The organism is Leptobacterium flavescens (genome assembly GCF_010671605.1).
Taxonomy (GTDB): domain Bacteria; phylum Bacteroidota; class Bacteroidia; order Flavobacteriales; family Flavobacteriaceae; genus Leptobacterium; species Leptobacterium flavescens.
In genome coordinates this window covers 846938-860595 of record NZ_JAABOO010000001.1, presented here as the reverse complement: position 1 = coordinate 860595, position 13658 = coordinate 846938, and the positions used below count along the sequence as shown (strand labels likewise).

The 13658-nt window shown below is 41.2% G+C and carries 15 protein-coding genes; 3 read left to right on the top strand and 12 right to left on the bottom strand.

The features are described from left to right. Positions 1 to 233 precede the first annotated feature (233 nt). The 4 genes from GWK08_RS03895 to GWK08_RS03880 are packed head-to-tail and all read right to left on the bottom strand — an operon-like array spanning position 234 to position 4967. Positions 234 to 566 carry a LytR/AlgR family response regulator transcription factor gene (locus GWK08_RS03895; RefSeq protein ID WP_163605586.1) on the bottom strand — a complete coding sequence of 111 codons (333 nt, stop codon included), beginning with the start codon at positions 564 to 566 and terminating at the stop codon, positions 234 to 236. Further along, positions 559 to 1476, bottom strand: coding sequence for a thiopeptide-type bacteriocin biosynthesis protein (locus GWK08_RS03890; RefSeq protein ID WP_163605585.1), 918 nt, complete (start codon positions 1474 to 1476; stop codon positions 559 to 561). Before GWK08_RS03890 ends, GWK08_RS03895 begins: the two co-directional genes overlap by 8 nt. Beyond that, entirely contained in the window at positions 1466 to 3721 is a 2256-nt protein-coding gene (locus GWK08_RS03885) for a lantibiotic dehydratase family protein (protein ID WP_163605584.1), read from the bottom strand. The genes GWK08_RS03890 and GWK08_RS03885 overlap by 11 nt, the downstream gene beginning before the upstream one ends. A gap of 34 nt (positions 3722 to 3755) precedes the next feature. Further along, entirely contained in the window at positions 3756 to 4967 is a 1212-nt protein-coding gene (locus GWK08_RS03880; RefSeq protein ID WP_163605583.1) for a lanthionine synthetase C family protein, read from the bottom strand. Between the two features lie 272 nt (positions 4968 to 5239). Between GWK08_RS03880 and murI the strand changes: the two genes are divergently transcribed. Continuing rightward, positions 5240 to 6028 carry a glutamate racemase gene (murI, locus tag GWK08_RS03875; RefSeq protein WP_163606296.1) on the top strand — a complete coding sequence of 263 codons (789 nt, stop codon included), beginning with the start codon at positions 5240 to 5242 and terminating at the stop codon, positions 6026 to 6028. On the opposite strand, the gene GWK08_RS03870 is transcribed toward murI, so the two are convergent. From GWK08_RS03870 to GWK08_RS03860, 3 genes are read right to left on the bottom strand one after another with little or no spacing between them, the layout of a single operon-like run. Further along, positions 6025 to 6879: a fructosamine kinase family protein gene (locus GWK08_RS03870; RefSeq protein ID WP_239524851.1), complete on the bottom strand. Its 855-nt coding sequence runs from the start codon at positions 6877 to 6879 to the stop codon at positions 6025 to 6027. The two genes, murI and GWK08_RS03870, sit on opposite strands and share 4 nt — an antisense overlap. A gap of 9 nt (positions 6880 to 6888) precedes the next feature. Next, positions 6889 to 7377 (bottom strand): dihydrofolate reductase, encoded by a 489-nt coding sequence (locus tag GWK08_RS03865; RefSeq protein ID WP_163605582.1) that lies wholly within the window; start codon positions 7375 to 7377, stop codon positions 6889 to 6891. Beyond that, positions 7374 to 7766 carry a 2TM domain-containing protein gene (locus tag GWK08_RS03860; protein ID WP_163605581.1) on the bottom strand — a complete coding sequence of 131 codons (393 nt, stop codon included), beginning with the start codon at positions 7764 to 7766 and terminating at the stop codon, positions 7374 to 7376. Before GWK08_RS03860 ends, GWK08_RS03865 begins: the two co-directional genes overlap by 4 nt. A 138-nt stretch (positions 7767 to 7904) precedes the next feature. Here GWK08_RS03860 and GWK08_RS03855 point away from each other — a divergent pair, with 138 nt between their 5' ends. Together GWK08_RS03855 and GWK08_RS03850 are read left to right on the top strand one after the other, a co-directional pair. Continuing rightward, positions 7905 to 8984, top strand: a complete 1080-nt coding sequence (locus GWK08_RS03855; RefSeq protein ID WP_163605580.1) for an aminotransferase class V-fold PLP-dependent enzyme — start codon at positions 7905 to 7907, stop codon at positions 8982 to 8984. Between the two features lie 165 nt (positions 8985 to 9149). Beyond that, positions 9150 to 9446, top strand: a complete 297-nt coding sequence (locus GWK08_RS03850; RefSeq protein WP_163605579.1) for an isoamylase early set domain-containing protein — start codon at positions 9150 to 9152, stop codon at positions 9444 to 9446. Here the strand turns inward: GWK08_RS03850 and GWK08_RS03845 are convergent, their stop codons facing one another. The 5 genes from GWK08_RS03845 to GWK08_RS03825 all read right to left on the bottom strand — a co-directional run bounded on the left by GWK08_RS03845 (position 9447) and on the right by GWK08_RS03825 (position 13598). After that, the gene (locus tag GWK08_RS03845) at positions 9447 to 10229 is read right to left on the bottom strand and encodes a hypothetical protein (RefSeq protein ID WP_163605578.1); all 783 of its coding nucleotides are present in this window, start codon (positions 10227 to 10229) and stop codon (positions 9447 to 9449) included. Between the two features lie 2 nt (positions 10230 to 10231). After that, a complete protein-coding gene (locus tag GWK08_RS03840) occupies positions 10232 to 10513 on the bottom strand; it encodes a DUF427 domain-containing protein (protein WP_163605577.1) in 282 nt (93 codons plus the stop codon). Positions 10514 to 10529: 16 nt separating this feature from the next. Then, positions 10530 to 11498, bottom strand: coding sequence for an L-histidine N(alpha)-methyltransferase (gene egtD / locus GWK08_RS03835; protein WP_163605576.1), 969 nt, complete (start codon positions 11496 to 11498; stop codon positions 10530 to 10532). Between the two features lie 13 nt (positions 11499 to 11511). Continuing rightward, complete coding sequence (egtB, locus tag GWK08_RS03830) at positions 11512 to 12675, bottom strand: ergothioneine biosynthesis protein EgtB (RefSeq protein WP_163605575.1); 1164 nt, start codon at positions 12673 to 12675, stop codon at positions 11512 to 11514. A 98-nt stretch (positions 12676 to 12773) separates the two neighbouring features. Continuing rightward, complete coding sequence (locus tag GWK08_RS03825; protein ID WP_163605574.1) at positions 12774 to 13598, bottom strand: thymidylate synthase; 825 nt, start codon at positions 13596 to 13598, stop codon at positions 12774 to 12776. Positions 13599 to 13658 lie beyond the last annotated feature (60 nt).

Genomic DNA, 13658 nt, shown 5'->3' with positions numbered 1-13658 from the left:
ACAATAACCGAACATGTCTATGACATATTGATGGGAGGGCTAACGAAAAGTGAAAGATCTAATTCTTAAAAAACAGATCTGCCGATGATCTTCTGTATATAAATGATGATACAGAAAATAATACATCACCTAAAATTAACTCAAAAAAGGATTGAAAAATTAATTATTACGGATTACTTTATAAGTGGTATTATTTAACAATTAACCGTACGATTATTCGGTATATTTGAATACTATAAATTGAGGAAGCTGTCGCTCAGAGCTAACAAAAAGCTTTTCTTTCTGCGTTTTGCAATGGGGAATCTGCTTTCATCACTGAGGAAAACCCAATTATCCTCCACTCTTTTGATATGGGAGATATTAATAATAACTGAAGAGTGTATTCTGAAAAAATTGGCTTCAGGAAGATGAATTTGCGATAAATTCTTGCTTACCAGTAAACTTTCGCCTTTTGCAAAATATACGGAACTGTAACTCCCTTCTGCCTTCAGGTATATGATCGAATCGATATTCCTGACGACAATGGATTTGGTAGTTCTTATCAATATTTTACTGACATCACCCATGAACGGGGCTGTCTTTTTGTTTCTGGTACTTTTTCCTGGCCCATTCGGATTTATAATACCTGAACAGGAAATCGTAACAAACCATTTCGTGAAGCCTGTTATTGGATTTGAACAAACGGTTCATCAGCATATGGATATAACTTCCCATAAGGCTGTTGAGTTCCATTTTTAGAGTGCCTTCATCTCTGTGTTTCAAAATTGCTTTGGCTACGGCTTTGGTATTGGCAGATTTTTCATCCAGAACATCCAGAACAGGAGCAAAATCGGGATTGTTTTCTCTTTCGAATACCAGGAATTCGCTTATTTTGCCTCTTGCATTCCTGTATTTGTTATCCAGTTGTTTTTTCAAAGGCCTGGACATTCCGAATTCCATTCCGAATCCGGTTTTGAGGTTGTCGAGGAGTTCCAGTTTTCCTTCTTCCGAATATTCAAAACTGTCGAGTAAGTTATCAATGGCCCGTAAGCCGAATAACCATCGTATCTCTTCTCCTTCATCTCCTTCTATAAGGTCTATAAAATCGGCAATCATCTTACTGTCGTGAAAGAATAATTCCTCCGCTTGTTCAATGGTATTATCCCCGTAACGCTCCAGCTCACGCTGATAAGTGTCCAGCTGTATCTTCCACAACAGGTCTTCTTCAATAAAACTCCTGAAGGGTATATGTAGTGCGTTGATGATCTCGGCAACCCTGGAGGGGTCGTTATAGTGAAAACGCACCCTTAAATGATGCTTGGGATCGGCGTAACGTATAAAGAACCATTGATCGATGGCTCCTTGTTTGATCAGTTCTGTTGCTACCGGATTTACGATCTCGGTAAGGATCATATCTGCTGTTTTTGGCCCCGTATACAGTTTGTAGTAAAGCCATTTATCTCCAATGATAAAACTTCTTTGTGTTTTATTTTCCATTCTGCTTTTCTGTTTTACGGTCAGACAATTTATTCTCGTTATAAAAGGACAATACGATCTGGTTGGTGTAGTAACCCTTATTACCTTTAACCAGGCTGTTTTTGTCGAAAAGGAACTCTGTGATCCTGAAAGAAGGCCTCTTTTTCACTGTTTCCAGGAGCATCCTTGCCGAGCTGAGGTTGTCAAAATTGATCAGCAGCTCATTGTCTCCGTCGGTAAGCATGACCATAGGTGGTATTCTTCGGCTTTCTCTAAAGTCTTTTAATGCTTTTTTCAACTCTTCATTATCTCCCGAAGCTTTGTGCAGCGGTTCCATATCCTTTTTATTGATATTCCAGAGAGCCTCCTGAAGAATAAGATCGTTGTACTCAATCCTCGGGATAAATTCCATATCTCCTGATAACGGACCCGTATTAAAACCGATACCGCTACGTATTCCCTGTGTTTGCATATCTGCAAGAAAATGATAGATAGGCAGGGAATTGGCAGAGTAATTATGAGCATTGGTCAGGTGAGGAACCACTTCCTTATTGTTCTTTTTAGACCGGAGTACGATCCTTCTGTTGGCTTTAACAGATACCATCAGGTCGTCCAGGTTAAGCTGTTGTTCCTCATCCAGAATGGATTTTGCCAGATAGGGGATCTCATACGGACGGAATGAAGGGCGCATTAAGATGTTTCCAACTCTCGATTCCGGTAAATGCACGATCTCCGCAAGTATTTTATCAGAATTTATCTCTGCTTCCACATCAATAATAGACTGTGTATATTTTCTGAGGGCTTCATCTCCGTGGCAAAAACGTCCGAGTAAATTAGCGGCACTGGAGCCTCCCGAGCCGGAGAAGCGTATTTTCTGCTCACCATCTACCTGAACTACTTCTATCATTGCCGAAAGCGTATCCGGAAGATCGTCCCAGCCTTGTTCAAAATTCTTGAAATCCTCATCTTTTAATACAATAGAATACGCATCATTTTTATAAGCGTCTATCAGCTTTTTCTGGAACATAGAATGAAAAGAGTTCCAGGATATTTCGGAAGATGCGTTTTTTGCCGCCCTTCTCGGTATGACCAGATCGTCTACCAGCGGACTTACATCACCGCTTCCCTGATTTTGCTTATAACCCACCCCGATCTCAATATCCAGGGCATTGGCAAGAAGGACTTCGCGTTCCTCATATCGTTCGTAAAAAGCCTCCTTGAATTTTCCTAACATAGTCTCCCTTGGAGGAGGTGATATCTTATTCAGGAGGGAGATCCCTTTTCTCACAGATTCGGCTATCGATGGATCGAGCGTATTTTTTTTATAATTGAGCTCCATATCCGTCTGGAAAAGAAATTTCAGTTCGAAAGTAGTCTCGATCTCCTTTAAATATTCTCCCAGATCAGTATAGGAAGTTGAAGGATTCCCTATTTTATTGTCGATCTCCTCTATTTTCTTATCGGCTTCCGTTAAAAAAGTAACGAGTTTCTCCGTACCCTTTAATTTCTTCAGTACTCCCAGGATCTGCTCCAGGAATTCAGGGCCGGAAACCGAAGGTTCCAGTTCACTTATCAGAAGCTGGCTGTCTACCAGTTCTTCAATGAATTCGGTTGCTTCCTCAATACTGATCTCATCGTCTACCAGGGCATTTGCCAGATCCTTTAAATAAGCTCCGTTAGCTGCTTTATCGAGAATAAGCTGGAGGTAATCCGAGTGATCCACAGCTACAATATGATGATGTCTTCTGCTGTTGAAATACTTGTATTCTATATAGCGAAGTTGATTTCCGGTTCGGTAAATACTGGAATTAGGTACGAACAGTAATTGTTCTTTTATACTCTTGTTCCGGGTAAGGTCCTGAGAAAGCGCCACCAGATAATTCATATCGAGGCGGGTATGCCTGCGGTTGGTTGCCGGATCGTCCAGCTCTATATTTGTTTCTTCATCTATCTTTCCGAGTGCACAACCTGCAAAAAGCCCGAAAGGAGTACAACGCGATGACATTCTCGCAATGTACTTTAGTATGGAGTACTTTAGTTTATCGTCTTTTCGGTCTTCTTCCGCCCATTTAACGGCTTCCGAATAGAGGGAGGGCGATGCCAGGAATATGGCTTCTTTTACCAATGGGTCCTTAAAGACCTCTTTGATCCTTTTGTCGCTGATAACATCTTCTGCCGTTAATTCCTCAAAAAAGCTGAGGGGAAGCAGAGGAGTACGCAATACAAAATTTGGAAAATTCTTATAAGGGTTTTGATGGGTTTTCATTCTAATGTTTTTGTAAAACTGGTTGGAAAGTCAATTAACTGATCATCAGGCACTCGTCCCAATGCGATTCGAAATCGGCCAGATAGTCGATAATGGTAAGTCCGATACCTGCCACACCTTCCAGTAATGACAATCGGTTTACCCAATCTTCATCCATTCCGTTCCACTGCTTATAGCCGGCGTTTCCGTCTTCATATATAGCCATTTTTAAACCGTGATCTATCCAGTAATAGGTGGCTTCCCTAAAAGTTTCCTCCCCGGTTTCCTTATAGATACGATTAAATATCTGAGCATTTCCGTAAGAGCCATGGCAGATACCTGCATCCCTGATGCCTGTTTCTTCGTTCTTTCTTCTATTGGCTCCATGCCTGAGAATATTTAAAGCTTTTCCTCTTAACTCCTCATCTTTAAGAACAGCAGATGCGCGCCAAAAAGCCAAACCTATTCCCAGGTCACCGTAACACCAGGCGAGCCTGCTTCTTCGATCGTTATTTTCTTCGGTTACCCAACTGGGGTAAAGACTGTAAAGATCATTGCCTTTTAATTCTTTACTCCTGATATATTGTATGGCTCCTTTCAACAAGGGTTCTGTAGAACTCTTGAATTCGTCAAATTCATATAGTTTTGAAAGAAAAATAATAATACTGGACATCCCATGAGAAAGGCTGAGGTTAAAGCCGCGTTGCCCCGTATCTCTGTCGAGTACAGCTTCCCACTTTAAGCCATTTTCATCCTTCTGAGAAGTGGCTTCAAGGTCGGCAACCATTTTGTTAAGGTATTCTCTATATCTCTGTTTAAGCTCGTCACTACGGGTATTCCTGTAACGTTTCAGAAAGTAAAAGGCATAACCTACTCCTGCATGCAGAAAATCGTATTGCCCTCTTTGCATATCGTAAGACATCACAGATAACAGGTATTCATCGAGATCTGCTAGGAGTTCATCGTTCTCAGAATCCATAAAATCTTCCTCCAGTAAATGCTCGAATACCCATCCGGCACCGGCAATTCCCGAGCAAAATGTTGGAAACTGATACCCGTTGTTGATCCTTTCAATTATTTCTTCCAGAATATTGATCCCGATATCTGCCTGTGTGTCTATATCCAGATATTTTGAATAGTAAAAATGAAACAAGGCAATCCCCGAAATACCGGCTAGAACGCCTACATCTTTTTCGGTTTTGAATTCCTTTTGTAATATGCCACTGATCTCATTTAATTTTTCTTCCAGCTCTTTTTTGTGTTCCATGGTAATTAACCTAACCTAAGGATTAATAAATTCTTTTTCTTTTGTCTAAAATATAAAAATAAGTGGGTAAATCCGTACAATAAGTGATAATAATTTTCTTTTGTAAACTACATTTCATTATCTAAAATATTACAATACAAAAACATATGGTTTTAGCTGCTTATAAGTACGGCTTTTGTTTACTTTTCCAAAAGTTGCAGGAAAAATGACAGCACAGATCCTTCTTAAAAAACCGGATGGGATATAGTTAAAATTGTGTAGATTTGTCACAAATGAGCGAACAGGCTATTGGTATTTTTGATTCGGGAGTAGGGGGGACCTCAATCTGGAAGGAGATCAATAAACTTCTTCCGAATGAATCGACCATTTATCTTGCAGACAGCAAAAATGCACCCTACGGTGAAAAGACTCAACAGGAAGTTATTGATCTGAGTGTAAAGAATACGGATTTTCTTCTTGACAGAGGTTGTAAGATCATTGTGGTTGCCTGTAATACCGCTACTACCATATCTATAGATTTTCTCAGAAAAAAATATGACATTCCTTTTATCGGGATAGAACCGGCCATTAAACCGGCAGCACTTCAGACCAAAACAAAAGCCGTGGGAGTGCTGGCAACAAGAGGAACCCTGAGCAGTTCTTTATTTCACCATACAACCAATCTTTATAACGACGGCATTCACGTTGTGGAGCAGGTGGGAGAAGGCCTGGTAAATCTTATAGAGGAGGGCAAAATACACAGCGATGAAATGAGATCTCTGTTAAAAAGATACCTCGATCCCATGCTGGAAGAGAATATAGACCATCTGGTATTGGGATGTACGCATTATCCCTACCTGATCCCCGCAATTAAGGAGATGGTACCTGCTTCGGTAAAAATTATCGATTCGGGAGAGGCAGTGGCCCGGCAGACAAGAGCTATTCTCGAAAAGTTTAAACTCCTCAATGTATCAAAACAGAAAACATCTCACTATTTCTACAGCAATTTAGATAAGGATCTTCTCGAATCCTTTATACAGGATGACAGTGATCGTTTTTATGCGGAATATAAAGATTTTTAAGAAGCGTACTTTTTAATGATGGCTGAAACCGCCGGTAAATAAGAAGCGCCGAACAGGTTTAAATGCACCAGTAAATAGTATAACTGCCAGATATCGGATCGTTCCTGCCACCCTTTTTCCAGATTGTAATGTTCGTGATAAGTATCGAACACCTGCTGCGGAAACCCGCCAAACAAGCGCATCATCGCAATATCGGCTTCCCTGTGCGAATAGGAGACAGCCGGATCTATCAGACAAGGTTCTCCATTCTTATCTATTAAATAATTCCCGCTCCACAGGTCTCCGTGGATCAGGGCCGGAGGTTCTTCCGGGATCTGATTTTCCAGTTCCCGGTAAAAAACATCTGTATCCTTAAACACATAGCCTTTTTTTCCTGCCAGTTTTATCTGAGGTTCCAAACGCTGAGAGATATGGAATTCAACAGCAGAAGAACAACCGGTGTTTTGCTGAGGTAAGCTACCGATGTAATTATCGCTGAAAAAACCGAATTCATCAAATGTATTCCTGTGCATTTGTGCCAGGAGGGAGCCGAAATTTTCCCAGCTGAACCGGTTGGCATTTCCGGGTTCTATATAACTTAAAAGTAAAAAAGAAGATCCGTCAAAATCACCTGTAGCAACGGGCCTGGGAGTTCTGAGACTTTTTGTAGCTTCAATAGCTTCAAGGCCTTGTTTCTCATAACGGAAAAGCCCCGGTAGGAGGTTACTTTTATTGAGTTTTACAACATAATCTTCCGAAGCTGTTCCCAGCCGGTATACCTCATTAATATCGCCGCCACTTAGAGGGTTGACGGAGATGATCTTTTCTCCAAGAACCGATTCCAGATGCTCGTTTAGTGCTTTGGAGATCAAAACCAGATATTATTTGCGTTTTCTCAGATAAGTAAGATAAGTAAAACTGCATTGGTGCCTGTCGTCTGCAGGGTGATGTTCTTCTTCTACCAGCTCCCAATCTGCCGGATCTACTTCAGGGAAAAAAGCATCGGCGTCGAAATCGCCGTGTACCCGGGTGAGTTCTATCTTATCTGCATAGGGAAGTCCCAGTTTATAAATTTCTCCCCCGCCGATAATATAAGGTTGATCGTCATTAACTACCTTGTTTAAGGCCTCTTCCATAGAATGAACTACAATACAACCTTCTGCTGTATAATCTTTTTTCCTGGTAATGATGATATGAGTACGATTGGGGAGTAATTTCGGGAAGGTTTCGAAGGTTTTCCTACCCATAATAATATGATGCCCTGTGGTCAGATCCTTAAATCGTTTAAAATCGTCCGGTAAATGCCAAACGAGGTCGTTGTCCTTTCCAAGTGCATCGTTCTCTGCTGCTGCAGCTATCATTGTAATCATTGTTCCTGATCTTTTTTTTTAATTTCCACAGCGGGGAATTCCTGTTCGATCTCCCTCTGAAGTTTTGCTATTTTTTCCTTTTGTTTTGCTACCAGTTTCTCTCTTTGTTTCCTCTCCCATTCCTTTCCGAGGAATTTATGGGTCACATAAACATTAAACAAATGAAAGGCAAAGAGAAAGGCCCATAAGGTGATGGCCCATACAAACCAGTTGTATTCCTCTCCGTATTTCAGGATCTTGTTAATGATAACAAGAAAGACACTTCCGATCAGAAAAACAACAAAATGATAATAGAGCCGCTTTTTCTGAAGAATACGCTTATTGGCGTCTTCCAGAAGCTCATGTTGCTCTCTGTCTATCTCCGGAATATTTTTATTTTTAGAAAACATAGCCTGATATCTGTCTAAAGCAAATCTACGTAAATTTATTTTTGATCGGCTTGTGTATTTAAGACTAAAAAACAGTAATAGTTGCCTTAAAATTTATATTTTTCGCCTACTAAACTTGAAATTGCTAACAGATCTCTTATGGCAGATAATTTTCCCAAGGAATTCCCGGTTTTATCTCAATATGTTTATGCTAATATCGCGGCTTCGGGCCTGATGTATGACCAGCTGGTGGATTGGCGACAGGAGCACGATCTCGATTTCCTCATCAAGGGAAGCCTGTTCAGGGATGAACACCATCTGTTCCTGGAAGAGATCAGGAATACGGTAGGCCGTTTTTTTAATTGCCGACCTGCAAATGTTTCCCTGGTGCCTAATTTTTCCTTTGGGTTCAATACCGTTCTGGAAGGGATAGGGAAAAAGAAAAAAGTACTGCTGCTAAAAAATGATTACCCGTCGGTAAACCTGGCAGTTGAGGACAGGGATTTTGAGATTTGCTATGTTGATATTGATGAAAACCTGGAGCAGAATATTGAGGAGGCCGTAAAAAAGGAACAACCCCATGTGCTCGCTTTGAGCCTGGTGCAATATATCAACGGAATAAAAATAGACCTGGACTTCATCAAGGCGTTAAAGACCAAATATCCGGATCTTATGATCATTGCAGACGGGACGCAGTTTTGCGGAACTCAGGCTTTTGATTTTGAGAATTCGGGAATCGATGTACTGGGGGCCAGTGCCTATAAATGGCTATTGGCCGGTTATGGGAACGGGTTTATGCTTTTTAATCAGAACAGTATAGGGAAGATCTACGCTGATGCCTTTCAAAAAACAGAGCAAAACGGAAGTTTTAGTAAGGAACAACAGCACCTGATGCGCTTTTTTGAACCCGGCCATCTGGATACACTTAACTTCGGAAGCCTTAAATTCTCGCTGGAATTCCTTGAAGAGATAGGAATAGAAAGGATCCAGGCCAGGATCAGGGAATTGTCGGATAAGGCCAGGCAGGCATTTTCCGAACTGGGACTGCTGGAAGACCGGGTTATCCGCAGAAAAGAGCATTCGAGTATTTTTAATATTAAGGGAGATGACCGACTTTTTAAGCATCTGAGATCGCAGGATATTATATGCTCCCAACGGGGAAATGGGATCCGTTTGAGTTTTCATTTTTTTAATTCGGAAAAAGATATCAGCAAGATATGCCTGGCACTTAGAAGCTGATCTGAGGCTTGTGAATTTGATATTTTGACCCCCTGCTTTTTGTCAAAAATAAATTTTAAAGAGCTTATTTTGACGATATGATAATTCTTTTCTAATCAGTTGTTTATGAGGTTATTTATGTGTTTTTTTGATATCTAATCAGAAACGAAACAAAACATAAATACCATGGCAATTCAAAAAAAATATCTAAAATCCAAGCCGGTGTGTAAAGTTACTTTTACCGTTCCGGCAGCAGAAGCTGAGAGAGTAGTGGTTGTAGGAGATTTTAACGACTGGAGCCAGGAAAGCAGTATCCTTAAAAAACTTAAGAACGGGAACTTCAAGGGAACATTCGACCTGCCTAAGGGGAATGCCTATGAGTTCCGCTATATTATTGATGGAAACTATGTAAACGATGAAACCGCCGATCGTTTTCAGTGGAATGACTACGCCGGAACCGAAAATGCGGTTGTGGAGGTTTAATTATTTTAATTTGTTGGTTAAGATTGCGCTTGCTTCCCCATAAAAATCTTTGAGTTTTTCAGGATTTGAGCATTCGCTTGCGGGAAGCAAGGCCCCTTTCCAGTCGCCGTTTTTCCACGTACCCGAACTTAGCCCGGGAAGTTCGCCATAATTTATATTGGCTGAATTCTTACCCCAGCCATATACATAGTAATAGGGAGTATCATTAACCGAATCGGCTATGGCATAACCAAGACCCAGGCCGGTGCCAAAATCTCTTTCTTCACTCAGATCGATAAGCATTCCCGTATCAAAATGATGCGGCCAGATCCTGATATCGGTGGCAGCCGTACTTTTAGCTGCTGTATCTTCGAGGGCTAGCTGAGAAAGGTTTCTGTACAGGCTGAGCTCTTCAATACTCTTCTCTTCTTCGTTGTCAAGACTGATAAAGCTGTCAAAATCTGTATCTATGGTAAATCCGAGTTCGTAATTAAAACGGCTGGCATCCAGGCCAAAACCACTAATCTTTTCCCTTATCCACGAATCCAGCTGCTCTCTGCCTAAACCGAGGATATCGGTTTCTTCTGCCTGCTCTCCTTTAATTACCCTGAGGTGGAGGTCTTTATAACTGAGTTCGAGATGAACCCCTTCTATTTCCCTGGAAATAACTGCACTTTTGGAAACAGACCATCCCAGATTGGACTGACTGTCATCATCTGCCTTGGGCAAATAGCTGTTGCTGAAAGCTGCCAGGAATTGAGACAGATGATGAAATTTGTTTTGTGTTTTGTTGATCAGTGACATATTTATTCTGTTACGGTAACACCTTTCCAGAAGGCAACATAGCCTTTAATGGATTTGGCCAATTCACTTACTTCAGGATAATACCAGGCTGCATCCTGATTTTCCTTGCCGTTTACATCTAGAGTATAGTAAGAAGCTACTCCTTTCCACGGACAATTGGTATGGGTGTTACTTTCTTTAAAGAATTCCTTTTTGATCGAATCTGCAGGGAAATAATGGTTGTTTTCCACTACCACTGTTTCATTACTTTCTGCAATTACCGTATCATTCCATATAGCTTTCATAGTATTTTTCTTTTTTTTAAGATTTAGTGAATATATAATTCTTGTAATATTCTTTGTTGTCTGTAAACTGACCGTCTATCTGCAGCCCGGCTTCTTTTGCAAGCCATTCTACCACATCATCGTCGTATTTCTGTGAGATCTCGGTATGAATGGTCTCCCATTGCTTGAAATGCACCTTTAAGCCCAGTGTGCCGATAAAAACGCTCTGTTCCTTTTTGGCAACCAGGAAACTTTTAGCGGTCCCTGTTTCAGGATCATAAGTCTCCCAGTGAAGGAAATTATCCGGATCAAAATCCGCTTGCATTTCTCTGTTGATCCTCACCAGGATATTTTTATTAAAAGCTGCTGTAACCCCGGTTTTATCGTTATAGGCATCCAGGATGGTCTGCGGGTCTTTCTTCTGGTCAAACCCCATAAAAAGAAGATCCCCTTCCACCATGGATTCCCTGATATTCTTTAAGAACAGGATAGCCTGCGGATGAAGAAGGTTTCCGATATTGGAGCCCAGCACCATAATTACTTTTTTACGCTCCTTGTATTCCGCCAGTCTCTCAAGGACTTCAAAATAAGTACCCTGCTGAGGGCGAACCTCTACATTGGGGAGTTCCTTCTCCAAAGATGTTTTTAACTCATCCAGGACGTTCTGACTGATATCTATCGGTAAAAAATTAAAATCGTAATTGTTCTCTGAGAGGTGACGCAGAAGGATCTTGGTTTTTTTACCATCGCCTGCACCCAATTCGATCAGATCAAAACCGTTAGGGCTGTTAAAGGTTCTGGCTATGGCTTCTGTGTGTTCCGATAAAATATCGAATTCACAATTGGTGAGATAGTATTCAGGAAGTGCCATAATATCCTGAAAAAGTTTATCTCCTTTTTTATCATAAAAGTATTTCGAAGACAAAAACTTCGGAAAAGCTGTTAAGCCTTCAAATACTTCTTCTTCAAATTTCGTCTCAAAAGAGACGGTTGTTTCGGTTTTCATAAAAAGTTTGTCGTTATGACCGGGCTAACCTTAACCCGGTAAATTGCCATTGTAGATTAGGGTGAAAAAAATTGCGATAGGTATGCCTCGTATGTTTATTCGGAGTGGCTACAGAGCCTCCTCTTAAAACCTTCTGGTTTACCATGAATTTTCCGTTGTATTCGCCCAGGGCACCATCTGCCTTGGTATAGTTCGGATAGGGAAGGTATGCGCTTTCGGTCCATTCCCATCGATCTCCCCATTTAAAAAAGGGTTGAGCAATTTCCCATTCGAATTCTGTGGGTAATCTGTAACCTTTCCATTGAGCATAGGCAAATGCTTCATAATAGGAAATATGGGTAACAGGAGCTTTAAGATCTATCTTTTTAAGTCCTCTCAGGCTATACCGGTACCACTCTCCGTCTATTTCATGCCAATACAGCGGAGCTTTACGTTGTTCCTGATTTACCCAATCCCAGGCTTCGGCATGCCATAAGTGAAACGTCTGATAGCCCCCCGAATTAATGAATTCGAGGTATTCGCCATTGGTGACAAGTTTATTGGATATTTCGTAATCCTGAAGGTATACTTTATGTCTTCCCAGTTCATTGTCGTAACAGAACTCACTGCCTTCATGCCCTATTTCATAGATCCCGGCAGGAATACGGATCCAGTCCTGAGTATAATCCTGTGACGGATTTTCTTCAAAATTTTCCGAATATACCGGAAGCAGGGGATTATTTCCCAATATGTATTTAATATCGGTAAGCAATAGTTCCTGATGCTGCTTTTCGTGGTGAATACCTATCTCCACCAGGTCGTGTAATTCCTTGGAAACTTCTCCTGAGAGCAGTTGTTCCATTGCTCCGGTTACATGTTTTCTGTATTCGTATACTTTGTTGACGCTTGGCCGGGACAGATTTCCGCGATTGGCTCGTACTACCCGTTTTCCGACAGTTTCGTAGTAGCTGTTAAATACAAAAGCAAAATCTTCGTCAAAGATCTGGTAGCCGGGCAGGTATGTTTTTAATATAAATTCTTCGAAAAACCAGGTGGTGTGTCCCAAATGCCATTTGGGCGGGGATACATCCACAACCGGTTGGACGACATAGTCTTCTATTTCCAGGGGAGCGCAGATATCTTCTGTTCTCTGTCTGGTTTCGGTAAAAAAAGTTGAAATCGTATCGGTAATTATCATAGCAATATCTAATCAAGATGCATAGACATTAAAGATACGTATTTTTATCTATTCCTACAGTGGATCAGGGTTAAAGGGATGTTAAATCAACTGCGGTTTTAGATGGCTACAAGGCCTTTGATATGCGGGTGCGGATCGTAATTTACCAGTTTGAAATCTTCGAAAGAAAAGCCGAAAATATCATCTATTTCGGGATTGATCTCCATCTTTGGAAGCGGACGGGGTTCCCGTGATAATTGCAGCTCTACCTGCTCCATATGATTGGAATAAATATGCGCATCCCCGAAGGTATGGATAAAATCTCCCGGTTGATATCCGCAAACCTGTGCTATCATCATGGTAAACAGTGAGTAGGAAGCAATATTAAAAGGTACACCGAGAAATATATCTGCGCTTCTCTGATATAATTGACAGGAGAGTTTCCCGTCAGCTACGTAAAACTGGAAAAAAGCATGACAGGGAGGAAGAGCGGCTTTTCCGTTAGCCACATTTTCCGAAAAGGACACGGAAGTATCCGGAAGTACACTTGGGTTCCATGCAGAAACAAGCATTCTTCTGCTGTCGGGGTTGTTTTTCAGAGATTCGATAACTTCTTTTATCTGATCTATCTCATCCCCGTTCCAGTTGCGCCACTGATGTCCGTAAACCGGCCCGAGATCTCCATTCTCATCGGCCCATTCATTCCATATACGCACTCCGTTTTCCTGAAGGTATTTAACATTGGTATCTCCCTTTAAAAACCAGAGTAATTCGTAAATAATGGATTTTAAATGCAATTTTTTAGTGGTTACCATCGGAAAACCTTCGCTCAGGTCGAAACGCATCTGGTAACCGAACACGCTTTTGGTTCCGGTACCGGTACGGTCGCCTTTCTCATTTCCGTGCTCCAGGACGTGCTTTAATAGATCGTGATACTGCTTCATTAGTCAATTGCTTTATGTCGGAACTAAAATAAAAAAAAGTGCCTCTCCAATAGGGAGAGG

What these genes read in the sequence shown, in the direction of transcription:
- egtD (WP_163605576.1), bottom strand. Translation starts at nt 11,498, where the DNA reads ATGAAAACCGAAACAACCGTCTCTTTTGAGACGAAATTTGAAGAAGAA.
- GWK08_RS03860 (WP_163605581.1), bottom strand. Translation starts at nt 7,766, where the DNA reads ATGTTTTCTAAAAATAAAAATATTCCGGAGATAGACAGAGAGCAACAT.
- GWK08_RS03880 (WP_163605583.1), bottom strand. Translation starts at nt 4,967, where the DNA reads ATGGAACACAAAAAAGAGCTGGAAGAAAAATTAAATGAGATCAGTGGC.
- murI (WP_163606296.1), top strand. Translation starts at nt 5,240, where the DNA reads ATGAGCGAACAGGCTATTGGTATTTTTGATTCGGGAGTAGGGGGGACC.
- GWK08_RS03885 (WP_163605584.1), bottom strand. Translation starts at nt 3,721, where the DNA reads ATGAAAACCCATCAAAACCCTTATAAGAATTTTCCAAATTTTGTATTG.
- GWK08_RS03865 (WP_163605582.1), bottom strand. Translation starts at nt 7,377, where the DNA reads ATGATTACAATGATAGCTGCAGCAGCAGAGAACGATGCACTTGGAAAG.
- GWK08_RS03890 (WP_163605585.1), bottom strand. Translation starts at nt 1,476, where the DNA reads ATGGAAAATAAAACACAAAGAAGTTTTATCATTGGAGATAAATGGCTT.
- GWK08_RS03895 (WP_163605586.1), bottom strand. Translation starts at nt 566, where the DNA reads ATGGGTGATGTCAGTAAAATATTGATAAGAACTACCAAATCCATTGTC.
- GWK08_RS03845 (WP_163605578.1), bottom strand. Translation starts at nt 10,229, where the DNA reads ATGTCACTGATCAACAAAACACAAAACAAATTTCATCATCTGTCTCAA.
- GWK08_RS03825 (WP_163605574.1), bottom strand. Translation starts at nt 13,598, where the DNA reads ATGAAGCAGTATCACGATCTATTAAAGCACGTCCTGGAGCACGGAAAT.
- egtB (WP_163605575.1), bottom strand. Translation starts at nt 12,675, where the DNA reads ATGATAATTACCGATACGATTTCAACTTTTTTTACCGAAACCAGACAG.
- GWK08_RS03840 (WP_163605577.1), bottom strand. Translation starts at nt 10,513, where the DNA reads ATGAAAGCTATATGGAATGATACGGTAATTGCAGAAAGTAATGAAACA.
- GWK08_RS03850 (WP_163605579.1), top strand. Translation starts at nt 9,150, where the DNA reads ATGGCAATTCAAAAAAAATATCTAAAATCCAAGCCGGTGTGTAAAGTT.
- GWK08_RS03855 (WP_163605580.1), top strand. Translation starts at nt 7,905, where the DNA reads ATGGCAGATAATTTTCCCAAGGAATTCCCGGTTTTATCTCAATATGTT.